The sequence below is a fragment of the Streptomyces sp. NPDC086147 genome, from assembly GCF_040702165.1.
In the GTDB taxonomy this organism is placed as follows: Bacteria; Actinomycetota; Actinomycetes; order Streptomycetales; family Streptomycetaceae; genus Streptomyces.
On sequence record NZ_JBFBJO010000013.1, the window covers coordinates 25,854 to 46,303 of the forward strand.

23 protein-coding genes are annotated in these 20,450 nt (G+C 73.5%); 11 read left to right on the top strand and 12 right to left on the bottom strand.

Features of this window, described 5'->3' with window-relative positions; translation table 11 throughout:
- Positions 1-177: 177 nt before the first annotated feature.
- From AB0398_RS24855 to AB0398_RS24880, 6 genes are all read right to left on the bottom strand, one after another.
- The gene (locus AB0398_RS24855) at positions 178-501 is read right to left on the bottom strand and encodes a hypothetical protein (protein ID WP_366377831.1); all 324 of its coding nucleotides are present in this window, start codon (positions 499-501) and stop codon (positions 178-180) included.
- The gene (locus AB0398_RS24860) at positions 498-1,115 is read right to left on the bottom strand and encodes a sigma-70 family RNA polymerase sigma factor (protein ID WP_366377832.1); all 618 of its coding nucleotides are present in this window, start codon (positions 1,113-1,115) and stop codon (positions 498-500) included. Before AB0398_RS24860 ends, AB0398_RS24855 begins: the two co-directional genes overlap by 4 nt.
- 221 nt (positions 1,116-1,336) lie before the next feature.
- Positions 1,337-1,909 carry an antibiotic biosynthesis monooxygenase gene (locus AB0398_RS24865; protein ID WP_366377833.1) on the bottom strand — a complete coding sequence of 191 codons (573 nt, stop codon included), beginning with the start codon at positions 1,907-1,909 and terminating at the stop codon, positions 1,337-1,339.
- Complete coding sequence (locus AB0398_RS24870) at positions 1,906-2,412, bottom strand: hypothetical protein (RefSeq protein ID WP_366377834.1); 507 nt, start codon at positions 2,410-2,412, stop codon at positions 1,906-1,908. Before AB0398_RS24870 ends, AB0398_RS24865 begins: the two co-directional genes overlap by 4 nt.
- A gap of 136 nt (positions 2,413-2,548) precedes the next feature.
- Positions 2,549-3,451 carry a serine hydrolase gene (locus tag AB0398_RS24875; RefSeq protein WP_366377835.1) on the bottom strand — a complete coding sequence of 301 codons (903 nt, stop codon included), beginning with the start codon at positions 3,449-3,451 and terminating at the stop codon, positions 2,549-2,551.
- Positions 3,433-4,413, bottom strand: a complete 981-nt coding sequence (locus tag AB0398_RS24880) for a LysR family transcriptional regulator (protein WP_366377836.1) — start codon at positions 4,411-4,413, stop codon at positions 3,433-3,435. Before AB0398_RS24880 ends, AB0398_RS24875 begins: the two co-directional genes overlap by 19 nt.
- A 182-nt stretch (positions 4,414-4,595) precedes the next feature.
- On the opposite strand from AB0398_RS24880, the gene bla reads away from it, so the two are divergent.
- A complete protein-coding gene (bla, locus tag AB0398_RS24885; RefSeq protein WP_366377837.1) occupies positions 4,596-5,537 on the top strand; it encodes a class A beta-lactamase in 942 nt (313 codons plus the stop codon).
- Positions 5,538-5,592: 55 nt separating this feature from the next.
- On the opposite strand, the gene AB0398_RS24890 is transcribed toward bla, so the two are convergent.
- The gene (locus AB0398_RS24890; protein WP_366377838.1) at positions 5,593-5,991 is read right to left on the bottom strand and encodes a VOC family protein; all 399 of its coding nucleotides are present in this window, start codon (positions 5,989-5,991) and stop codon (positions 5,593-5,595) included.
- 96 nt (positions 5,992-6,087) lie between these two features.
- Between AB0398_RS24890 and AB0398_RS24895 the strand changes: the two genes are divergently transcribed.
- Both AB0398_RS24895 and AB0398_RS24900 read left to right on the top strand, forming a co-directional pair.
- Entirely contained in the window at positions 6,088-6,483 is a 396-nt protein-coding gene (locus AB0398_RS24895; RefSeq protein ID WP_366377839.1) for a helix-turn-helix domain-containing protein, read from the top strand.
- Between the two features lie 320 nt (positions 6,484-6,803).
- Entirely contained in the window at positions 6,804-7,412 is a 609-nt protein-coding gene (locus tag AB0398_RS24900) for a response regulator transcription factor (RefSeq protein WP_366377932.1), read from the top strand.
- Between the two features lie 7 nt (positions 7,413-7,419).
- Here AB0398_RS24900 and AB0398_RS24905 read toward each other — a convergent pair whose 3' ends face one another.
- Complete coding sequence (locus tag AB0398_RS24905) at positions 7,420-9,282, bottom strand: histidine kinase (protein WP_366377840.1); 1,863 nt, start codon at positions 9,280-9,282, stop codon at positions 7,420-7,422.
- Between the two features lie 131 nt (positions 9,283-9,413).
- Between AB0398_RS24905 and AB0398_RS24910 the strand changes: the two genes are divergently transcribed.
- Positions 9,414-11,378, top strand: a complete 1,965-nt coding sequence (locus tag AB0398_RS24910; protein WP_366377841.1) for a serine hydrolase domain-containing protein — start codon at positions 9,414-9,416, stop codon at positions 11,376-11,378.
- Between the two features lie 139 nt (positions 11,379-11,517).
- Positions 11,518-11,928, top strand: a complete 411-nt coding sequence (locus AB0398_RS24915) for a hypothetical protein (protein WP_366377842.1) — start codon at positions 11,518-11,520, stop codon at positions 11,926-11,928.
- Between the two features lie 76 nt (positions 11,929-12,004).
- Here AB0398_RS24915 and AB0398_RS24920 read toward each other — a convergent pair whose 3' ends face one another.
- On the bottom strand, positions 12,005-12,946 hold the full coding sequence (locus AB0398_RS24920) for an AraC family transcriptional regulator (protein ID WP_366377933.1): 942 nt from the start codon (positions 12,944-12,946) through the stop codon (positions 12,005-12,007).
- A 104-nt stretch (positions 12,947-13,050) separates the two neighbouring features.
- Between AB0398_RS24920 and AB0398_RS24925 the strand changes: the two genes are divergently transcribed.
- From AB0398_RS24925 to AB0398_RS24935, 3 genes are all read left to right on the top strand, one after another.
- Entirely contained in the window at positions 13,051-13,740 is a 690-nt protein-coding gene (locus AB0398_RS24925) for an NAD(P)H oxidoreductase (RefSeq protein ID WP_366377843.1), read from the top strand.
- Between the two features lie 373 nt (positions 13,741-14,113).
- Positions 14,114-14,683 (top strand): EF-hand domain-containing protein, encoded by a 570-nt coding sequence (locus AB0398_RS24930; protein ID WP_366377844.1) that lies wholly within the window; start codon positions 14,114-14,116, stop codon positions 14,681-14,683.
- A gap of 191 nt (positions 14,684-14,874) precedes the next feature.
- Positions 14,875-15,408 carry a DoxX family protein gene (locus AB0398_RS24935; RefSeq protein WP_366377845.1) on the top strand — a complete coding sequence of 178 codons (534 nt, stop codon included), beginning with the start codon at positions 14,875-14,877 and terminating at the stop codon, positions 15,406-15,408.
- An 83-nt stretch (positions 15,409-15,491) separates the two neighbouring features.
- Here the strand turns inward: AB0398_RS24935 and AB0398_RS24940 are convergent, their stop codons facing one another.
- Positions 15,492-16,109 (bottom strand): LysE family translocator, encoded by a 618-nt coding sequence (locus tag AB0398_RS24940; protein WP_366377846.1) that lies wholly within the window; start codon positions 16,107-16,109, stop codon positions 15,492-15,494.
- Positions 16,110-16,358: 249 nt separating this feature from the next.
- Here AB0398_RS24940 and AB0398_RS24945 point away from each other — a divergent pair, with 249 nt between their 5' ends.
- A complete protein-coding gene (locus tag AB0398_RS24945; protein WP_366377847.1) occupies positions 16,359-16,940 on the top strand; it encodes a hypothetical protein in 582 nt (193 codons plus the stop codon).
- On the opposite strand, the gene AB0398_RS24950 is transcribed toward AB0398_RS24945, so the two are convergent.
- The gene (locus tag AB0398_RS24950) at positions 16,882-17,670 is read right to left on the bottom strand and encodes an aldo/keto reductase (RefSeq protein WP_366377934.1); all 789 of its coding nucleotides are present in this window, start codon (positions 17,668-17,670) and stop codon (positions 16,882-16,884) included. The two genes, AB0398_RS24945 and AB0398_RS24950, sit on opposite strands and share 59 nt — an antisense overlap.
- A 340-nt stretch (positions 17,671-18,010) precedes the next feature.
- Here AB0398_RS24950 and AB0398_RS24955 point away from each other — a divergent pair, with 340 nt between their 5' ends.
- On the top strand, positions 18,011-19,267 hold the full coding sequence (locus AB0398_RS24955; protein WP_366377848.1) for an extracellular solute-binding protein: 1,257 nt from the start codon (positions 18,011-18,013) through the stop codon (positions 19,265-19,267).
- Positions 19,268-19,304: 37 nt separating this feature from the next.
- A complete protein-coding gene (locus AB0398_RS24960; RefSeq protein ID WP_366377849.1) occupies positions 19,305-19,706 on the top strand; it encodes an NTP pyrophosphohydrolase in 402 nt (133 codons plus the stop codon).
- 25 nt (positions 19,707-19,731) lie between these two features.
- Here the strand turns inward: AB0398_RS24960 and AB0398_RS24965 are convergent, their stop codons facing one another.
- A complete protein-coding gene (locus AB0398_RS24965) occupies positions 19,732-20,418 on the bottom strand; it encodes a TetR family transcriptional regulator (protein WP_366377850.1) in 687 nt (228 codons plus the stop codon).
- Between the last annotated feature and the right edge of the window lie 32 nt (positions 20,419-20,450).

The following is a 20,450-nucleotide window of genomic DNA, read 5'->3' on the forward strand; positions in this document are numbered from 1 at the left end:
CGCCAGGGCCCCCGGCGGACGGCGCCCCGTGGTGACCGGGGCGCCGTTCCTCCGGCAGGCACCGCGCGCTCGGAAGCGGCGGTGCCTGCGCGGGCGGGTGGTACGCGCCGTGCGCGGCCGCCGGCTTCGGCGGTTCGCGAAAGCACCTCTGCGCCTCGGCCGAGTCGTACGCGATCGTCAGGTGCGTCGCAGTGTGCAGCTCCCCTCGATGCAGGAGCGGCGCAGCCGCCCGGCCGAAACGGTCTCCACGAGGCCGACGGCCCAGCACATCGGGCAGCCGCGCAGGGCGACCAGGCCGACCGGGGCGAGCAGCAGACTCACGGGGCCGACGACCGGGAGCAGAGCCAGTGACCCGATGAGCGCACCGAATCCGATCGCGCCGCGGGCCAGGTGGCGCGGGACGGTGGCACTGGCGAAGCCGCCGCGTTCGGGCGTGCCGTCGCCGGCAGGGGCGCCGGGCGGCGCGGCGCCCGGCGCGGTGGGGTCGGTTGTCGTCGTCATCGTTCTCGTCCTTTCGTACGGGCCGGCTCCTCGCGCAGCGTCTCGCGCACCGCCGAACGGGCCCGGTGCAGGCGGGACTTCATCGCGGCGGTGCTCAGCCCGAGCCGGTCCGCGACGGCGCGGCCGGGCAGGCCCTGGATGTCCCGCATGATCAGCACCTGCCGCTGGTCGGCGGGCAGGGCGGCGATCGCGGCCCCGACCCGTTCGGCCTCCAGGCGCAGCAGGGCGTCCTCCTCGGCGGACCGTACGGCGTCGCCGGACGCGTGGTTCCCGTCCGGCGACCCGTAGCGGCCCGAAGCGTCACCGGCCCCGCGCCCCGGCGAGGCCGGGCCGGGGGAGAGCAGGGTCCGGGTGCGGCGCAGACACTCGTTGCGGACGATCCGGAACATCCACGACGCCAGCGCCCCGGAGGCCCGCAGCATGCCGATCTTGCGGTAGAGGATGATCACCGCCTCCTGGGCGGCGTCCTCGGCGTCCTGGGGTGTGGCGCACAGGGTGCGCGCGAACCGGTGCACGTGCGGGTACGAGCCGTGCACCAGGGCGGTGAGCGCCTCCGTGTCACCGCGCTGCGCCGCGGCGATCAGGGTCTCGCCGGGCCAGGTGTGATCAGCCACGCCCACGCCTCCGGCGACGCAGCACGGTGACGGTGCACACGCACAACAGCAGCGCGGCGGCCGCGACGATGACGACGGTGGTCATGGGTTCCTCCCGGTGAGTCGTGGAGCGGGCGAGGTCGTCCGCACATGCATCAGAGGCGAGGTGGGCGCGAAAGGATTCACCTCGTCCCGGGAAACGTCCGTGTCCGAGGGAAACCCTCCTCGCACCCGTGCGGTGCCTACGGGGTGAGCCAGCCGCGCAGGACCCTGCTGACGGCCGGCATCGCCACGTACGTCATGAGCACGTTGAAGACGCAGGCCGTGACGGCGCTGCTGAGGAGGAGCGGGAGCGTGACCAGGTGGGGCAGGAGGAAGAGGCCCCCGAGGACGGAGATCGGATAGACGGCGAGGGTCGCGCTGATCGCCATCTTCCACCGGGGCGGCGCGGGCCGGACGGAACCCGGTTCGGCGAACCAGGTCTCCATGCCGGTCAGTTCCCGCCGGGCGACCTCGGTGTGGTGGTGTCCGGCGCAGTCCGCGAACCAGGCCGCGCGCTCGGGCGACTCCTGCCAGGTCCGGCACGCCCCGGCGTCCCGGAAACGGTGGACGAGGAACCACGGGGCGTCGCCGCCGGAGGAGCGGAAGAACCCGTACCCGAGGTGGCCGGGGAAAGTGGCCGCGGTGTCGAGGATGCCCTTCGCCCACCGTTCGAAGGCGGCTTCGTGGCCGGGGTCGACCCTGCGGGCTATCAGGAGGGTGACCTCGCCGGTGTCGGCGGGAACGGTGGCGCGCTCAAGGCTTGTCGCGGTCAAGACGGACTCCTCGTGATCTCGCCGCGCCCCCCGGTACTGTACGCGCCGTACGGGGCGGGCGTCGGCGCCCGGGCCGGGTGAGGGGCTTCAGAGGCCGGCTTCGGCGGTGATGCGGTCCATCCGCGCTCCGGACAGTACGGGGTTGGCCGCGGCGTGGTCGGCGAGAGGCCGTACGTCTCAAGCAGGGCTTCGATCCCGAGCCCGGCCCCGCTCTCCACCATGCTGCGGACGAAGTCCGCGAAGGCGTCGCGGATCGCGGGGTCGGGATGTTCCGCGATCCGGCGGCGCATCGCCGGGGAGACCCGGCGCCCGTGCAGGCGGACGGCCGCGTCGCCACGACCGTGGATCAGCAGGGCCTCGGCGACCGCGTCCGGTAGTTGCCCCTCGCGCCTCATCAACCCGCTTCGGCCCGCGGCATGCGTGGCCAGTCGTACCAACACGTTCGTCGGGGCGGCCGGGTTCCGCCCCAGCCCGGACAGCTGCGGCTGCTCCAGATGCACCATGCGCCCACGCTGGTCGAGTCGTGACGGCTGTTCGCGTGGGTGGCGGGCGAAATGGCGTGCGTAGCAACGCGGTTGTCGCGCCTTCAGCGCACGGAGAGGAAGCCGGTGCGCATGCGGCCGGCTCCGGCCCGGTCGGTCAGACGTGGCGCAGGTGGTCGCGCAGCGCACGGGCCGCCTGGCCCATCAGGGCGTCCGCGCCGGGCTGGACGGCGGCCGGTACCAGGGATTCGGTGAGTACGGCGACGGCGTAGGCGCCGCCGTCGGTGTGCTCCACCACGCCGATCTCGTGCCGGAGGTTGAGCAGGGTGCCGGTCTTGGACCACCAGGTGGTCGCGTCCGAGGCGAAGTCGGGGGTGAGGCGCTGGCGGAGCATGTTGTGCAGCATCAGTCCGCGCACCGCCTCCGCGACCCGCGGGTGAAGGGCCTCGGGCGCCCAGAGCTCCTGGAGCAGGTCGACCCATGCCCTGGCGCTGCCGGTGTTGGCGCGTGTCGTGTCGAGCTGCGGCACCCGGTGGCCGCGTCCACCGGTGCCAGCGTCGATGGCGAGCGCGTGCGCGAGGTGCGCCTGGTCGGTGTCGAAGCGTTCGACGGGGGTGTCGCTGAGTTCGTCGGCGGTGTGGCGCACGGAGATGCCGTGGATGCCGAACTCCCGCAGGAGGGCGGTGACCCGGGCGGGTGGCGTGAGGCCGAAGAGGGCGTCGGCGGCCCGTTCGTCGCTCAGGCACGTACTCAGGTAGAGCAGGTCGTCGACGGCGATCCGCGCGGGATGGCGAAAGCGGGTCAGGCCGGTGGGCCCGGGGACGGTGCTGCGGCCCGGGGCGACGTCGAGCGGGGTGGAGCCGTCGAGTTCGCCGCGCCGGATGCGTTCGAAGGTCGCCACCGCCAGGGGGACCTTAACCAGGGAGGCCGAGGGGAGGACGGTGTCCGGGTCGACGCCGATCTCCTCGCCGGTGCGCAGGTCCCGCACCAGGAGGTAGCCCCGCAACCCGCCGTCCGTCAGCCGCCGTTCCACCTCGTCGATCAGTGTGCCGGTGCGCACGTGCCCGCCTTCCGCTCCTCGTCCGTTCCGTCCCCGCTCGTGGGTGTGGCCGTGGGCGTGCTCGTGCTCGTGGCCCCTGTCGGGGTTCCTTCCGGGTCCGCGCCCAGGCAGCGGGCGAGGGCGCGGCCCAGGCGGCTGACCGTTCCGGCCGGGTCCCCGCCGTCCGCCGCGCCGAGCGCGAACCCCCGGACCGGGGACAGTTCGCCCATCGGGCGCCAGTGCAGGCCGAGCCCGGCGGCCTCCTCGGCCGAGCAGAGCAGCAGGTCGTCCCCGTACAGCACTTCGGCCACCGCGTCCGTCAGGTCGGTCGCCGCGGCGAACTGCGCGGGCCGCAGCCCGACCGCGTCCCGCAGTCGGGCCAGCGGGTCGCGGACGTGCGGCACGTCGTCCTCGGGCTGGATCCACAGCCTCCGCGCCGGGCCCCGGTCGGTCCGGCCGATCCGCAGGGTCTCCAGCCAGAAGCGGCGCGCGCCGGGGTCCGCGGCCGTGGCGACGCCCAGGGGCACCGACCAGACCGCTTCGTCGGGCGGCACCGCCAGCACCGCGGCCCGCACCTGCCGGGCCCGTACCAGGTCCCGGCGTTCGGTGGGCGGCGCGATCCGCAGGTCGAGGGCGATTCCGAGGGCCCGGGCGTCGGCGACGAGGCGCGCCAGCGCCACCGTGCCGCAGACGGCGGGCACCGCGATCCGCCACGGTCTGCGCCGTGCCGTCTCGGCCTCGTGGAGCAGGACGTCGGCGGCGCGCACCAGGGCCCGCGCCGACGGCAGCAGGTCCCGGCCGAACGGGGTGAGCACCGCGCGGCGCGACGTGCGTTCGAAGAGCCGCTCGCCCACGTGCTCCTCCAGCGCGGCGACGCGGCGGCTGGCCACCGGCTGGGACATGCCGGCCGCGGCCGCCCCGACGGTGAAACCGCCGTGCTCGCTGACGCTGACGAAGGCTCGACTCGCTGCCACCAGATCCACACCCCGCACCCTATGCGCCGCCGCGTTCCATGCCGATTCCGCATGGAACGGCGCGTGGCGGCATTGGACCGCATGGCTGCGGCGGGCGAGTGTGGTCCGGTACTCATGACACGCACCGGGCCGGTGCCGTGCGGGACCGGCCCCTACGCGCCCCTGCCCGGGGCGCACCGGAGGTCCGTACCATGCAGCTCACCCGCGCCAGGCGCGCCCTCACGGGATTCGCCGCCGCGCTCGTCCTCGCCCCGCTGACCGCCTGCGTCGAGCAGAGGGCACAGGCCTCCCCGCCCTCCCCCGCCTTGTTCTCCGTCGGGACGGCGTCCGTCCCGGATGCGGCCGGCGCGTCCCACCGACGTGAATTCCGCGCCCTGGAAAACGCCTTCGACGCCCGGCTCGGGGTCTACGCGATCGACACCGGCACCGGACGCGAGATCGCCTACCGGGACCGCGAACGGTTCCCCTACGCGTCCACCTTCAAGGCGCTGGCCGCCGGTGCCGTGCTGCGCGAGGAGAAGCTGAGCGGCATGCGGCGCGTCGTGCGGTACACGAAGGACGAGCTGGTCGACCCGTCGCCGGTCACCGAGAAGCACGTCGACACGGGGATGACGCTGGACGCCCTCGCCGACGCCGCCGTCCGGCACAGCGACAACACGGCGGGCAACCTGCTCTTCGAGGAGCTGGGCGGCCCGAAGGGCCTCCAGGCCGTGCTGCGGTCGCTCGGCGACGACGTGACGCGGATGGACCGGATCGAGCCGGAGCTCGGGGACTGGCGGCCGGGCGAGGTCCGGGACACCAGTTCGCCGCGGGCGCTCGCCGGCGACCTGCGCGCCTTCGTCCTCGGTGACGTCCTGCGGGCCCCCGAGCGGGAGCGGCTCACCACCTGGCTGAAGACCAATCTGACGGGGGACGAGACCATCCGTGCCGGAGTGCCCGACAGCTGGGTGGTCGGGGACAAGACGGGGACGGCGACGACGTACGGCGGGCGCAACGACATGGCCGTGGTCTGGCCCCCGGACGGGGCTCCGATCGTGATGGCGATCCTGTCGACCCGTTCCGACCGCGAGGCGGAGCCCGACAACCGGTTGATCGCCCGGGCCGCCTCCGTGGTCGCCGGGGCACTGCGCTGAGCCAGCGCTCCGGACGCCGGGGGGCGCGTCGGTGAGGGCGGGGGCGCCCCGAAGGTCATTCCGTCGGAGGTTCCGACGTGTGGGCGAGCAGCCTGCCGAGCAGCTCCGCGTTCCACTCGACGTACTCGACGCCCGCTCCGTCCGCGTGGCGGGCGTAGAGGAACCGCCCGGTGGGGCCATCGGTCGCGGGGGTGGTGAGGGTGGCGCCGGCGGCCTTCAGGATCTCCTGGAGGGCGTCGAGGTCCCGGACGACGACGGTGGCGGAGGCGTGGGCGTACTTCGCGCGTTCCTCGGCCGGGCCCGCGACGACCAGGAAGTCGCCGATGGCCGCGAGGGCGACCGCCTCGAACGTCAGCCGCAGGTGGGGCTGTTCGCCCGTGAGCCGCTCCAGGAGCGGCAGGGCGCGGTCGAGGTCGTCGGCCCACAGGCGCGCGTAGGTCTTCAGGATCGTCACGGCTTCGCTCCCCCGGATCTCTTCCAGTTCCCCGGCAACCGTAGGTGAGTATGTTCCGACGTGGGAGAACGAACTTTCCAGTGAGAGAGGCACCTGATGGAAACCGAGCAGGTCCAGCCCGAGGAGGCGGACGTGACGCGTGTCCATTCCCTGGCACGCGAGATCTTCTCGGGGGTGGCCGGCAAATGGGCCCTGCTGATCATCGACGCCCTGGGCTCCCGGACGCTGCGGTTCACCGAGGTGAGGGCCGAGGTGGCGGGCATCAGCCACAAGGTGCTCACGCAGACCCTGCGCGGGCTGGAACGGGACGGGGTGGTGCACAGGACCGTGTACGCGACGGTCCCGCCCCGCGTGGACTACCGGCTCACCGAGGCGGGCGAGGAGCTGCGCGACACGGTCAACGGCATGTGCGCCTGGACGCGCCGCCACCTGGGCGAGGTCGAGGCCGCACGGCGCCGCTTCGCCGAACAGGAACACGGCACGGGACGGTGAGCCGTGGCTCCGGGCCGATCGCGCCGAGCCGGTGTCGCCGATCCCGATCCCGATCCTGATCCCGACCCCGAGGCGTGAACGGGCCGTTCCGCGCGACGTACCGCAAAGGCGCGTGCGGAGATGTGCGGCACGGCGAGGACGACTTGTTCGGCATCCGCTCGTTCGACGTCCTCGCCCCGCTGCCCGACCCGCGGGAGGTCACCTTCGTGGAGGGCGGCGACTTGGCCGTGCCGGACGCGGCGGAGGTCTTCGCCGCGCGCGGCCTCGACGCCGACCGAACTCCGGGCGGCCGGTACGATCCCCCGAGGGGAGGGACCACCATGATCCGCGTTCTGTTGGCCGAGGACATGCACATGATTCGCGGGGCGCTGGCCGCCCTGTTGAGTCTGGAGGCCGACATGGAGGTCGTCGTCGAGGTGGCCCGCGGGGACGCCGTCGTGCCGGCCGCGCTCGCCCACAGGCCCACCGTCGCGGTCCTCGATCTGGAGATGCCCGGCGGCGACGGGCTCTCGGCCGCTCGTGATCTCCTGGTCTCCCTGCCCGAGTGCCGGGTCATGATCCTCACCGGTCTGGGCCGTCCCGAGGCGCTGCGCTCCGCGCTCGCCGCACGCGTCGGCGGCTTCGTCCTCAAGGACGCCCCGCCGGACCAGCTCGCCGCCGCGATCCGTCGCGTGGCCGCCGGGGAGCACGTCATCGATCACCGGCTCGCCGCCGCCGCGCTGACCGCCGGGAAGAACCCGCTCACCGCCCGTGAGACCGACGTCCTGCGGCTGGCCGCCGCCGGGGCCGGGCTCGACCAGATCGCCGGCGAACTGCACCTGTCCCAGGACACCGTGCGGAACTACCTCGGCGCGGCCGTCGTCAAGCTCGACGCCCGCAACCGGCTCGACGCCGTGCGGATCGCCCGGGAACAGGGCTGGCTGGAGTAGCGCGGCGTCATCCGCCGGCGGGTACGGCCACGGGACCGAGGAGGGCGGTCAGGACGTAGCCGTTCGCGGTCTCCTCGGTGTTCAGCCTCCCGCCGAGCGCCTCTGCGCGCTCCCGCAGGTTCCGCAGCCCGTTGCCCCCGGGAGCGCCCCCGGCAACGGCCGCAGCGGGGCTCTGTCGCGGGACCGGCGTCGCACGCCCGTCGTCCGCGACCCGCAGCAGGTCCGGGCCGATCTCCACCGCGCACCGGCGCACTCCGGCGGCGTGCCGCAGGACGTTCGTCACCGCCTCGCGCAGCACGGTGGCGAAGAACTCCTGTCGCGTCGCGTCGGCGAGCCGCGTCTCCCCCCGTACCTCCAGGCGGACGCCCGCGGCGGCGAGTACCTTCCGGGCGGACTCCACCTCCTCGGGCAGGGTGAGCCTCGTGCCGTCCTCCGGGATCGTCCGGAGGTCCGCCAGGACGCGTCCGGCCAGGGCCGCCGCGTCGGCCAGGTGGGCGCGGGCCCGCGACGGGTCCGGGTCCCGGGCCGCCAGCTCGCCCTTGAGGGCGATCGCGGAGAATCCGTACCCCAGCAGGTCGTGCACGTCCCGGGCGATGCGTCGGCGCTCCCGTGCCACGGCCAGCGCGGCAAGCGCCTCCCGGGCCTCCCTCACCTGGTGGACGAGGCCGGTGAGCAGCGCGAGGCCGTAGAAGACCAGGGCGATGACCACGATGTCCAGGATCAGGAGTACGGCGTCCCGGGCGTCGGTCCCTTCCGTCCGCGCCGACACCACGAGGGCGGCCAGGGCCGTCAGGGCCCCGGCCGCCGGCCAGGCGACGCGCCCCGGGAGGACGATCAGCACCGACGCCGTCGCGAAGGCGATCAGTTGGGGGTACGGGCCGCCCGGAGCCGCGAGCACGCCGAGGGCGACGGCGAGCTGCGCGCCCAGCGTCCACACGGCGCCTCGGGGCCGCGTTCCCGGAGGACGCGGCAGCGAGTGGTACGCCTGCAGTCCGACGCCCGTCACCAGTGCGGCCGTGTAGGCGACGAGTACCGCGCCCCGCTTCCCGTCGCCGAGCAGGAAGGCCACGCCCACGATCAGGTACTCGACGTGGGTGGCCAGGACGATGGGCCACACCAGCCGGGGAACCGGGGTGCCGGGGGCGTCCGTCTCGTCGGCCGACTGCGCCGGGGGCACGGTCCGCACGCGTTCGGCCGCCTCCCGGGCCACGGTGACCAGTTGCCGCACGGCCCGTGTGTCCTGACCGGCCAGGCGGATGATCTCCGCCAGGGCCGTGCCGAGCGCCGCGTCGAGGACGCGTCCCGCGTGTTCGCGCTCGGCGGTGATCCGGGCGCGGGCCAGTGCCCGCTGCGAGACGCGGAGCTCCGCGTGCAGATCGGTGAGCCGGGTCAGCGCGTAGATGACGAGGCCGTGGGCGAGGGCGTTGCCCATGCCGTTGAGTACGGAGTGCGCACCGCCGTCCCCCGTCGCGAGCAGTCCACCGGACAGGACGACGACCGCGAACAGGGCCCAGCGGACGCGGTGCCCGACGATCAGCAGCACGGAGGCGCCGACGAAGCCGGGCAGGCCGGACCAGGGGGCGAGCAGGATCTGGGCGGTCAGGACCCCGGCTCCGCGCAGCCGTCTCGTCGCGGGCAGGCAGACGACGAGCTGGAGCAGCAGCATGGGGAGGGCGGCCGGGCGCGGCAGGAGTACGCCGGGTTCGAAGGAGAAGCCGAGGACGACGCCGACGAGGACGACGAGGACGACTGCGGGTGTCGGGGCCGGGGCGGAGTCGTCGGGCGTGGGCCCGATCGCGTCGTCGGCGGCGTCCTCGACGCGAGGGGGCGTGGCCTCGCGCCCGCTCGCCCTGCCGTGCCGTAGTGCCATGCCCCACTCCTTCACGAGGGTCGCGGTGGACGCGGGCCCGTGCGCCCCGCCCGCGCCACCCGTGCGAAATGCACAGGGGGTGGTGTGTCCCGCACTGCCGTCGGCGCACCGCCGGGCGAGATCGTCGTCCCATGCGCATGACACCGATACGGGTCCTCGCCGCGAGGGCCGCCATGATCATAGTGATGGCGACCGCCGTCGCGTCGGGGTCCGTCACCGCCCCCGCTCCCGCTCACGCGGTCGTGCCGGCCGAGCCCGGTTCGCTCCCCGCTTCCCGCCTCGACTCCCTCGGTTCCCTCGTCGACACCGCGGTCACGGGCTACCTGGCGGACGACCGCATCCCGGGAGCGGCCGTCACGGTCGTCGCCGGCGGCCGGACGGTCCTGTCCAAGGGGTACGGAGTCGCGGACGTCGGCCGCCGGACCCCGGTCGACCCGGATCGCACCGGCTTCTTCCTCGGCTCGCTCGCCAAGCTCTTCACGGCGCAGGCGGCGTCCCAGCTCGTCGCCGACGGCAGGGTCGACCCGGGGGCCGACGTCAACAACAGCCTGCGGGCGGTGACCGTCCCCGACACCTATCCCGGGCGTCCGGTCACCCTGCACCATCTGCTCACCCACACCGCCGGATTCGACAGCCACCTGGTCGGCCGCACCAAGGTCCGTCCGGAGGACGTGGAGCCGCTCGCCGAGAGCCTCACGGTCCGCCGGCCGCCCCGGGTCCGCCCTCCGGGCGTGGTCGCGGCGTACGACAACTACGGTTACGCGCTCGCGGGCCAGCTCGTCGCCGAGGTGTCCGGCCGGTCCTTCCCCGCCTATATCGACGAGCACGTCTTCAAACCGCAGGGCATGACGCGTTCCACGCTCGCCCAGCCGCAGCCGGACGCCGTCGCGGCGCGGCTCGCCCGTGGCTACCGGCCCGACGGCAGCACCGGCTGGGTGGAGAACAGGGGCCAGTACGGGGCGTGGACCCCGTCCGGTCCGGGAGCCGTCAGCACCGCCGCCGACATGGGCCGCTGGATGACCGGCCGGCTGGCCGGAGCGTCGGCGGCGGACCGCCTCATGCGGCAGGTGCGGTACCGGCAGGATCCCCGGTCGCCCGGCCTCGGGTACGGCTTCGAGGAGTGGCGGCGCGGCGGGCGGACCGGATGGTTCAAGGACGGTGACATCTCCGGCTTCCACTCCAACCTGCTGCTCGTGCCCGACCGGGGTGTCGGGGTGTTCGTCGTGTTCAACGGCGACGGCACGGACGGCCGTGCCGGGTGGAACGGCAAGGAGTTGATCCACCGCATCGTGGACGCCCTGGTTCCGGCCGGTCCGGTGTCCGCCCCGGCCCCTGCCGTCGATGCCGCCGTCGACTCCTACACCGGCACCTACCGTCCGGCGCGGGTGAGCCGCACCGGCCTCATGGCGGTGGAGGGCCTGGTCTCGGCGGTGACCGTCGAGAGGGACGGCGGGAGCGGTCTGCGCACCGTGGGGCTGTCCGCCGACCCCGACCGGCCGGAACAGAGGTGGTCGGCCCTGGGCGGCGGGCTCTTCCGGGAGCGCGACGCCGGGGGCGGGACACTCGCGTTCACCGGGGACGGGTTGCTGGTGTCCTCGGCCACGCCTTCGACGGCGTACGAGAGGTTGGCGTGGCACCAGTCCCCCGCCCTGCACGCGGGGTTGCTCCTCTTCGGCCTGGGCGTGCTCGCCCTGGGCGCGATCGCCTTCCCGGCGACCGCTCTGCTGCGGCGTTCTCGCGGCCGGACCGGTCATCCGCCGGGTGCCCGGGCGGCCCGGGCGCTGGCCGCGACGACCGGTCTGGCCGCGGTCGCCTTCGCGACCGCGCTCGCGGCCGTCGTCGCCGACGGCAACAGGATGATGGAGATGGTCCCCCTGGGGTCGGCGCTCCTCACCACCGTGACGGTTCTGGGGACGGTGCTGGTCGTCCTGACCCCGGGCCTGGTGGCGGGAGCGCTCGCGGCCTGGCTCCGGGGATGGTGGTCCCTCCCGGGCCGTCTCGTGTTCGGCTGTACGGCGGCGGCCGCGCTCGCGACGGCCGTCATGCTGGTCCACTACCACCTGGTGAGCGCCCCCTTGGCCCGGCTGACCGCGTGACCTCGTCCCCGGACCGTCCCGGCCCCGTCGCGCCGGGAGGCGTCCGACGGCAGTGGATCATTAGCGGAACGCAAGCGACGGACGGCAGGCTCGACTCGTCAGCGGGTCCGCCCGCGCGTCGTAGCGAGGAGCAGGAAAAATGAAAAAATTCAGGGCCGCCGTCGTCGCGGCCGCCGTCCTGGCGGGTCTCGCCACGACGGCCGCGCCCGCCCAGGCGGTGAGTCACTGCAGCCGGAGCGGCGGCGCCGTCTACATCTGCGAGTACGGGGTCACCGTTCATCCGCTTCCCGACGGCACGAAGCAGGAGTTCCTGGTCGGCACCGACTCGGCCGTGTGGACCCGCTGGAACGACAAGCGCGGGAAGTGGACCGGCTGGCAGTCCATGGGTGGGATCGTCTCCGGCGAGATCGCCGTCATCGACCGCTTCAGCGGGGGCGACCCCTGGCGGTTCGCCCTGAGCGTGCCGACCCCCGACGGATGGCGCTACGTCAACATCCGCAGCCACGACGGCGCCTGGAGCGGCTGGCGGCCCATGCCCGACCCGGACTGACCGGTACGGGGCCGGGCCGTCCGGTCCACGTCGGGCGAACGGTCCCCCGGCGTTCGCGCCGTCGTCGGACCGGGACTCAGGCGGCCGCGGCGCGAAACGTGCTGGGGCTCAGGCCCCTGTGGCGTTTGAACGCGGCGCTGAAGCCGAAGGCGTCGGCGTAACCGACCGACGTCCCGATCTGGGCGATGCTGAGGTCGGTGTCGGTCAGGAGCGTCTCGGCCTCGTCCATGCGGCATTGAGTGAGGTAGGCGAGGGGCGGGCAGCCCATCAGCTGGGTGAAGCGCTTGGCGAAGAGCGCCCTGGAGACGCCGGCCCGGGTGGCCAGCGACGCCACCGTCCACGCCTCGGAGGGCCGGTCGTGGAAGGCCTGCAGGGCGGGTGCGAGGACCGGGTCGGCGAGGCCCCGGTACCAGCTGGGGGCGTCGGCGCCCGCCCGGTCGAACCAGCTGCGCAGCGTGCACACCAGGGCCCAGTCGAGGAGCCGGTCCATCAACGCCTGTGAGCCGGCCGATGATCGGGCGGCGTCGACGGCGGCCGTCTCCAGCCAGGCGCAGACCTCGGCGTCCTCCCTGATCACCAGGACGGGCGGCAGGGCGCGCAGGAGCCGCTCGTGGCGGTGGCCCGAGGCGCGGTAGGCGCCCACGATCAGCGCGGTGGCCTCCTCCGAGTCGGCGCCCCAGTGGATCCCGCCGAGTTCCCGGGTGGCGCCGCACTCGGGGTCCCCGGTGAAGCAGGCGATCTCGTAGGCGCAGTGAGGGCCCTGGACGGTGGCGGGGCGGTCCGCGAGGTGGAACGGCGCGGACCCGCTCACGATGGCCGTGTCGCCCGCGCCGATCTCCTGCTCGGTGCCGTCGGACAGCATCAGGGTGCCTCCGCCGCGCAGGACGCTGATCATGGTGAGGGGCGCGTCGTCGATGAAGCGGATGGTCCAGGGCGCCGTCAGTACGGCGTGGCTGACGACCGACCCCTCGGCACGGATGCCGCTCAGGAGCGAACTCAAAGGATCCATGGAGGGCAGCGTAGACGATCTCCTATGTCCTGGAGCGTTTCTCCCATGGATCATCCACGCCGCCACAGCTGTACTGGACCCATCGAACCGACCGACACCAGCCGGGAGACACCGTGACGCAGCACGCGCAGCACGACAGCCGTACCAGGACCGCCCTCGTGGTCGTCGCGCACCACCGCACCGATTCCCTCACCGCGCACACGGCCCGCCGTGCCGCCGCCCGCCTCGAAGCCGCCGGCTACCGCATCGACCTGCTCGACCTGCACGCCGAGGGGTTCGACCCGCGGATGAACACCGCCGACCAGCCGGACTGGGGCAACAGGGACAAGCCCTACTCGGACGAGGCCCACGCGCACATGGAGCGCATCCTCGACGCCGACGTCGTCGTCGCCGTCTTCCCGGTGTACTGGCAGAGCGTGCCCGCCGTCCTCAAGGGCTGGATCGACCGCGTGTGGAACTACGGCTTCGCCTACGGCCGCAGCAAGCCCCGTCTCGCCGGCAAGCGCATGCTGTGGCTGGCCCTGGCCGGCGCCACCGGCGACGACCCCTTCGTCAAGGACATGCAGAGCGTCCTCGAAACCAACCTGAGCGAGGGCATCGCCTACTACTGCGGCTTCTCCCACTCCACCGTCGCCCTGCTCACCGACGCGGAGGAGCGCCCGCAGCGCGTCGACGCCGAAGGCAGGCTCCTGGTCGGCGAAGCGGTCTCGGGCGCCGAGCGGGAGGCGCAGTACGCCGACTTCGACCGGCGTGTCGGGGAGTTCGTGGAAGGGTTCGTCGCCGAGGGGCTCGTGGCGGCCTGACCGTCGCTCGTACTCCGCGCGTCGCGGAACCGGGCTCCGCTGATCACGATGCCGCCCGCGCCCGGGCCCGGACGTACATGCCGAGTCCGTCCGGGCCCGGGTCCGGGGTGAGCCCGGCACCACGTCCCACGCGGGAGAGGACCGTCGTACAAGCTGTCGCATCCCGCCGAAACCATCGTCCACGGCCGTGTTCTCCTCGCTCGATCCACCCGCGCGGCGCGGACTCCGCGAACGGAAGGCAGACCCCGGCCCCCGCGATCGGCACCCGGGCGACCGCAGGGCGTTTCCCTTTCGGGCCGCTCGTCGTTGCCCGAGCGGCAGGGTGCGTTCCCGCACCTTGTTCTCGGCGTGTGCGTACCTGCGAGGAGCGATGATGGCCGGCAAGGACTTTCTGACGGCGAAGATCGAGCGGGGCTTCGACCAGCTCGACGTGAACGGCAACGGCGTCCTCACCGAGGACGACCACGTGGAGATGGGCCGCCGGGTGGCGACCGCCCTCGGTCACGCCGACGACTCCCCGGAGACCGACCGGATCGTCGGCGCCTACACGGCGATCTGGAAGGAGGTGCACCTGCCGTTCCTGCCGGTCGGCGGCCGGGGAATCCCCAGGGAGCGGTTCGTCGACTCCACCCGCGCGCTCGCCGAGGACCCGGAGGCCGCGCGGGCCACCCTCGGCCGGATCGCCGAGACCTACCTGCGGATCGCCGACATCGACCAGGACGGCCGGATCAGTCCCGCCGAGTTCCTCGCCTTCCAGCGCGGGCACTTCCCGGGACTGACCGAACAGAGCGCGGCCGAGGCGTTCCGCCACCTCGACACCGACGGCGACGGTTCCCTGTCGCCGACCGAGTTCACCGACGCGGTCATCGAGTTCTGGACCAGCTCGGACCCCGACGCCGCCGGCAACTGGTGGATGGGACACCCCGTCGCCCCCCGCGCCTGATCCGACCGCACCACGGCGTCTCGACCGCCGGCGCCGGCGGCCCCTCCTTCCGGCGTCCTGGTACCCGTACTCCCCCGGCTCCGGTGCCGGTGGTCGTGGTGTTCTCGCCGGATGCCGAATGGCGGCGTTCTGTCCGGGCACCCGATACTTCCAGCAGGTACCGCGTCCCTTGTTGTTCCGGAGGCACCGTCATGAGTCTTCTGCGTATCGTCGGCCGTCCCATGCTCGCCTCGATGTTCATCGCCGGCGGCATGAGTTCCCTGCGCAATCCCCAGCAGGTCGCCCCTGTGGCCGAATCCGTCACCCGGCCCGTGAGCGAACGGATTTCCGTACTGCCGGACGACACCGAACAACTCGTCCGGCTCAGCGGTGCCGTACAAGTCGTGAGCGGCGTCCTGCTCGGGCTCGGCCGCTGCCCCCGCCTCTCCGCGCTGGCCCTCGCCGCGACGCTGGTGCCCACCACTCTGGCGGCGCACCGTTACTGGGAGGTCAAGGACCCCTCCGAGCGGGCCCAGCAGCGCATCCATTTCCTCAAGAACATGTCCATGCTGGGTGGCCTCCTGATCACCGCCGACGACACCGGCAGCGCGCCCTCGCTGCTGTGGCGCGGCCGCCACGCCGCCCAGGACCTGCGGCACGACGCACACCTGGTGCACCGCTCGGTCCGGGCCACGGCACGTCCCGCGGCGGCGGTCGGCAGCGGCCGGGCCAAGCTGGGCATCTGAGCCGGAGCGGAGCAGGACGGGTCAGGGCCACGGCCCTGACCCGTCCTGCTCCGCGGCCCGGGTGTCTCCGGTGTTTCAGCAGGTCAGGGCTGGGAGGTGGCGACCTTGACGCCGAACCCGATCAGAACGACGCCGGTGACGCGGTCCATGGCGCGCCGTACGGAGGGCCTCGCGAAGAAGGTTCGGGCCCTGGCCAGCACCATCACGTAGCCACCGAGCCAGGCGAGCGTGAGGACCGCGTGGAGGAGAACCAGCAGGGTCATCCCCAGGTGCTGTGGCAGAGCGGAGGGCGCGAGCGTGGGCAGCAGGCCCGTGTAGAAGACCGCGATCTTCGGGTTGAGGACGTTGCCGACGAATCCCATACGCCACGGACTGCCCGAGGGGGCCGGCACGGCGGCCGATGCCTCCGGGCCGCCGCGCTTGCTCCGCAGCAGGGTCTGGACGCCCAGGAAGCCCAGGTAGAGAGCGCCGACGAGCTTGACGACCGTGTACGCCGTGGCCGAAGCCGCCAGGACGGCGGCCAGGCCGACCACGGTCAGCACGCCCCAGACGAGCAGGCCCGCCACGATGCCGCCGACCGTGCGCAGACCGTCCTGCGGGCCGGACGCGATCGCGCGTTTCGTCACCACCGCCATGTCCGGGCCGGGAACCACGGTCAGAACCGCGAGGACGCCGGTGGCTGCCAGGAGCTGAACGAACATGGGCCCAGTCTCGCATCGGGGGGCGCGGGGCAGGACGGTGGGGCTTCTCGTCGAGCCGATCCGGAGCCACCTCGGCGGGACCGGCCCGGGCGCGCCTGCTGGAGCGCACGCGATCCGGTGCCGGGGCGACGCGTCCGTGCCGGGGCAGGGCGTCGGCTCCCCCAAGGGGTTTGCGCTCGGCGTCCGTTCCGGGGAGAGTTCCGCCCGGCGGACGCCGTTCGGGCGAGAGGGCGGGGCAGAGCGATGTGTGTGGTGGACCCGGCGGTCAAGGAGGCCGCCGTCGCCCGGTTCCTCCGTGAGCATCCGGAGGTGGAGCGGGCCGTCCCCGACCATCCCGCGCTGCGGGGCTGTGCCGACGTCGACTGGTCGGAGGTCCCCGGGTGTCCTGCCGGGATGCCGGTCGTGCTCCGCGGTCTCCTGGACGAGGCGGCCGGTCCCGGGGCGCTGGCCGTGCTGGACAACGTCCTGATGAACGGCGTCTTCCACATGAGCCCCGTGATGCCGGTCGCCCTGCCGTTCCTGATCCGGCTGGCGGCCGTTCACGGCACCGCGGTGCGGCGCGACCTGATCGAGATCCTGATCGTCGCCGCCGAGCTGTCCTCGCCCGCCGACACCGAGCACCAGGTGCTGCTGGTCGGGGAGGAGCGCGATCACCCGGAGCGCGGGGTGTGCAGGGCCGCCTTCAGGGCGCACGCCGCCGCTCTGCGCGCGTTGCTGGAGGACGAGACCCTGCCGGACGGGCTGATCGGCGCGGACGACCGCGAGTGCCTGCTCAGGGCCGTGGAGTCGTGGCCGCCGCACGGTCGAGGCGCTGCCGCCGGGAGTCGGTGAGCCGGAGGTCCGCCGCGGCGAGGTTCTCCTCCAGATGGGCGAGCGAGGCGGTTCCGGGGATCGGCAGGACGACCGGGGAACGGGCGAGCAGCCAGGCGAGCAGGACCTGCGGAGCGGTGGCGCCGAGTTCGGCGGCGACGGCGGCGACCTCGGAGGACGGGCCGGATTCGGCCGCCACGGCGACGGGGCGCCAGGGCAGGAAGGCGATGCCGGCGGCCTCGCACGCCTCCAGAACCGGTTCGTGCTCCCGGTCGAAGAGGTTGTAGCGGTTCTGCACGCTCGCGATCTCGGCGGTCCGCCGGGCCTCGGCGAGCTGCTCGACGGTGACCTCGGACAGGCCGATGTGCCCGATCTTTCCCTCCAGTTGGAGTTCGCGGAGCGCGCCGATCTGGTCGGCGACCGGGACCTCGGGGTCGATCCGGTGCAGTTGCAGGAGGCCGACGCGCTCGGTCCGGAGGCGGCGCAGGCCCTGCTCGACCTGCTCGCGCAGGCTCTCGGGCCGTGCGTCGTACGCCCATCCTTCCGGTCCGTCGTTCCGGAGGATCCCGACCTTGGTGGTGATCAGCAGGTCGTCCGGGTACGGGTGCAGGGCCTCGGCCAGCAGTTCCTCGTTGGCGCCCCATCCGTACAGGTGGGCGGTGTCGATCAGGGTGACGCCGCGTTCGACGGCGCGGCAGGCGACCGCGACGGACGCCTCCCGTTCGGCGCCGGGTCCGGTCGGCAGGCGCATGGCGCCGAATCCGATTCGCCCCACCCGGTGTTCGCCGCCGATGGAGAACGTGCTCGTCGTGCCCTGAGCGTTCGCCGTGTCCTGGGTGTTCGTCGCGCCCGGAGTGTTCCTCGCGTGCGAAGTCATCGGTCCTCTTCCCCTCGTCGGCCCGACGATACCGAGGACGGTGCGGTCCGGACCAGTACCCGCATATTCGAAAGCACCATGCGGAAACCTTTCGCTTGGAGTTATGGCACAACCGTTCGGTAGGGGGCGCAATTTGCCGCCTGAGCAGGAAGAATCCCGGTCGCACCACCCAAAGGACTCAGAGGAAATACTCGTGCGACCAAGACTCTTCGGCATGACCGCTTCCGTGGCCGCGTTCGGACTGCTGGGCTCCCTCGTCACCGCCTGCGGCGCGTCCGGGAGCGGCGGGACGACGCTGCGCCTGGTGGCACCCGAGTACGGCAACGGTGCGGCGAGCGGTTCCCGTGCGTACTGGGACGGGCTGGCCGCCGCCTTCACCGCCGCCCACCCCGGCAAGAAGGTCGAGGTGACGCTCTACCCGTGGGCCGAGGTCGACCGCGAGGTCACCCGCATGGTCGAGGAGGGCGACGCTCCGGACGTGGCCCTGCTGGGCGCGTACTCCGACTTCGCCGCGCAGGGCCGCCTCTATCCCGCCGAGGAGGTGCTGTCGATCAGGGCGGAGGCGAACTTCCTGCCGCCGCTGGTGAAGGCGGGCTCGATCGACAACACCCTCTACGGCCTGCCCTTCGTGGCCAGCAGCCGGCTGCTCTTCTACAACGAGGAGCTGTTCGACGGGGCCGGTGCGAAGCCGCCGAAGACCTGGTCGGAGCTGAAGCGCGCCGCCGAGGCGCTGAAGGAGGCGGGCGTGGCCTCTCCGTACGCGCTGCCGCTCGGCCCCGAGGAGGCGCACGCCGAGGCCCTGATCTGGGAACTCAGCAACGGCGGCGGGTACACCGACGTGAGCGGGAAGTACAGCCTCGCGTCCGAGCGGAACGCGCAGACGTTCCGCTGGATCAAGGACAACCTGGTCGGGCCGGGACTGACCGGCCCGGTCCCGCCGGCCGAGCTCAACCGGCAGGACGCCTTCGCCGCCTTCCTGCGCGGCGACGTCGGGATGCTCAACGGCTACCCCTCGCTCCTCCACGAGGCGAGGGCGAAGGGCATGAAGGTCGGCACGCTGCGCATGCCCGTGTCGGACACGCTGGAGGACGGGGAGGTGCCGCCGACGGCGGGCGTCGCCGACTGGATGATGGCCTTCAGGCACGAGGGCAACCGCGAGCTGGTGGGCTCGTTCCTGAACTTCGTCTACGAGGACGAGAACCTCAACAAGTTCGCCGAGCGCTACCACCTGCTGCCGTCGACGGTGTCCGCCACCCAGGCGTCCCGGGGCACGGCGGCGGACCCCAGCACCGAGCAGTTCCTGGGCGCGCTGCGCAGCGCGCAGCTCTACCCGGTCAACGATCCGTCCTGGTTGCAGGTCAGCAACACCATCAAGCGGAACATCGGCAAGGCGGTCGCGCCGTCCGCCGACCCGAAGGCCGTGCTGGAGCAGATCGCCCTGCAGGCCGAGGAGGCGGCGCGGCCGGAGTGAGCCGCGGGCCGGGTCCGGGTCCTGACATCCTGGGGCGATGAACCCTGAGGATCCACTCCCCCGCCCCCTGCTGGTGGTGGACGGTGCCAATGTCGTGGGATCGGTGCCCGACGGCTGGTGGCGCGACCGGCGCGGGGCCGCCGAGCGGTTGCGCGACCGGCTCGCCGCCACCGGCGGCCCGGCCGACGGCCCCCACCCGGGCCCGTACGACGTCGTGCTGGTCGTCGAGGGGCGGGCCCGGGGCGTCGCTTCCGTGCCCGGTGTGCGGGTCGAGGAGGCTCCCGGCAGCGGTGACGACCTGATCGTCGAGCTGGTCCGGGGCGCGAACGGGCGACCGTGCCTGGTCGTCACGGCCGACCGGGAACTGCGCCGGCGCGTGGAGGAGGAGGGCGCCCGCTGCATGGGCCCGGGTGGTCTCCCTCCGGCTCCCGCCCGCTGATCGTCCCGGAAGCGGATCCCGGACCTCAGTCGCCGGTCGCGTCCCCGGGAAGGCCGTCCAGGAGGTGGCCGAGCGTCCCGAGGACCAGTCGGCAGACCTCGTCCGGGTCCGCCTCCGCCAGGGGCCGCTTGCCCACGACCACCCGCGTCAGGCCGATGCCCAGCAGCCACGACAGGGCGAGGTCCGCCCGCAGTGCCGCGTCGTGCCGCGTGCTCAGCTCCGCCAGGGCCCTGGCGTACGCGTCGCCCAGCGCGGCCACCGCCGCGGAGACCTCGTCGCCGCCGCCCACCGAGCGCAGCATCGTCTTCAGCGACCGGCTCGCTCCCGGAGCGCCGGCCGGGTCCGCCGGCGGATGGAGCAGGCTGCGCAGCACCGCTTCCGCCAGCCGTTCCGGCGGGGTGGTCCGCAGCTGCTCGTGGCCGCCCTGCGCGACCACCTCGCCGAACAGGGCCTGTTTGGAGCCGAAGTACCGGAACAGCAGGGCCTGGTTCGCCCCGGCCCGGGCGGCGATCTCCCGTACCGTCGTCCGGTCGTACCCGCGCTCGGCGAAGAGGGCCGACGCCGCGGCGAGCAGCCGCTCCCGGGTGGCGCCGCCCCGCGCGCCACCGGCCCGTATCCCCTCCTCCGGTGCGCCGTCGTCGGGCGTCCCGGCCTCCCGTACGGGCCGCTCCGCTCCGGCCGTCCCCGTGCCCCCGGCTCTTGTCCGCGCCATCCCCGCCACCTCCGCGCCCCGCCGTCGGCCAC

Coding starts and splice junctions, on each gene's coding strand:
- AB0398_RS24855 (WP_366377831.1), bottom strand. CDS start 501: ATGACGACGACAACCGACCCCACCGCGCCGGGCGCCGCGCCGCCCGGC.
- AB0398_RS24870 (WP_366377834.1), bottom strand. CDS start 2,412: ATGGTGCATCTGGAGCAGCCGCAGCTGTCCGGGCTGGGGCGGAACCCG.
- bla (WP_366377837.1), top strand. CDS start 4,596: ATGCAGCTCACCCGCGCCAGGCGCGCCCTCACGGGATTCGCCGCCGCG.
- AB0398_RS24895 (WP_366377839.1), top strand. CDS start 6,088: ATGGAAACCGAGCAGGTCCAGCCCGAGGAGGCGGACGTGACGCGTGTC.
- AB0398_RS24900 (WP_366377932.1), top strand. CDS start 6,804: ATGATCCGCGTTCTGTTGGCCGAGGACATGCACATGATTCGCGGGGCG.
- AB0398_RS24905 (WP_366377840.1), bottom strand. CDS start 9,282: ATGGCACTACGGCACGGCAGGGCGAGCGGGCGCGAGGCCACGCCCCCT.
- AB0398_RS24910 (WP_366377841.1), top strand. CDS start 9,414: ATGCGCATGACACCGATACGGGTCCTCGCCGCGAGGGCCGCCATGATC.
- AB0398_RS24915 (WP_366377842.1), top strand. CDS start 11,518: ATGAAAAAATTCAGGGCCGCCGTCGTCGCGGCCGCCGTCCTGGCGGGT.
- AB0398_RS24930 (WP_366377844.1), top strand. CDS start 14,114: ATGGCCGGCAAGGACTTTCTGACGGCGAAGATCGAGCGGGGCTTCGAC.
- AB0398_RS24935 (WP_366377845.1), top strand. CDS start 14,875: ATGAGTCTTCTGCGTATCGTCGGCCGTCCCATGCTCGCCTCGATGTTC.
- AB0398_RS24940 (WP_366377846.1), bottom strand. CDS start 16,109: ATGTTCGTTCAGCTCCTGGCAGCCACCGGCGTCCTCGCGGTTCTGACC.
- AB0398_RS24950 (WP_366377934.1), bottom strand. CDS start 17,670: ATGCGCCTGCCGACCGGACCCGGCGCCGAACGGGAGGCGTCCGTCGCG.
- AB0398_RS24955 (WP_366377848.1), top strand. CDS start 18,011: ATGACCGCTTCCGTGGCCGCGTTCGGACTGCTGGGCTCCCTCGTCACC.
- AB0398_RS24960 (WP_366377849.1), top strand. CDS start 19,305: ATGAACCCTGAGGATCCACTCCCCCGCCCCCTGCTGGTGGTGGACGGT.
- AB0398_RS24965 (WP_366377850.1), bottom strand. CDS start 20,418: ATGGCGCGGACAAGAGCCGGGGGCACGGGGACGGCCGGAGCGGAGCGG.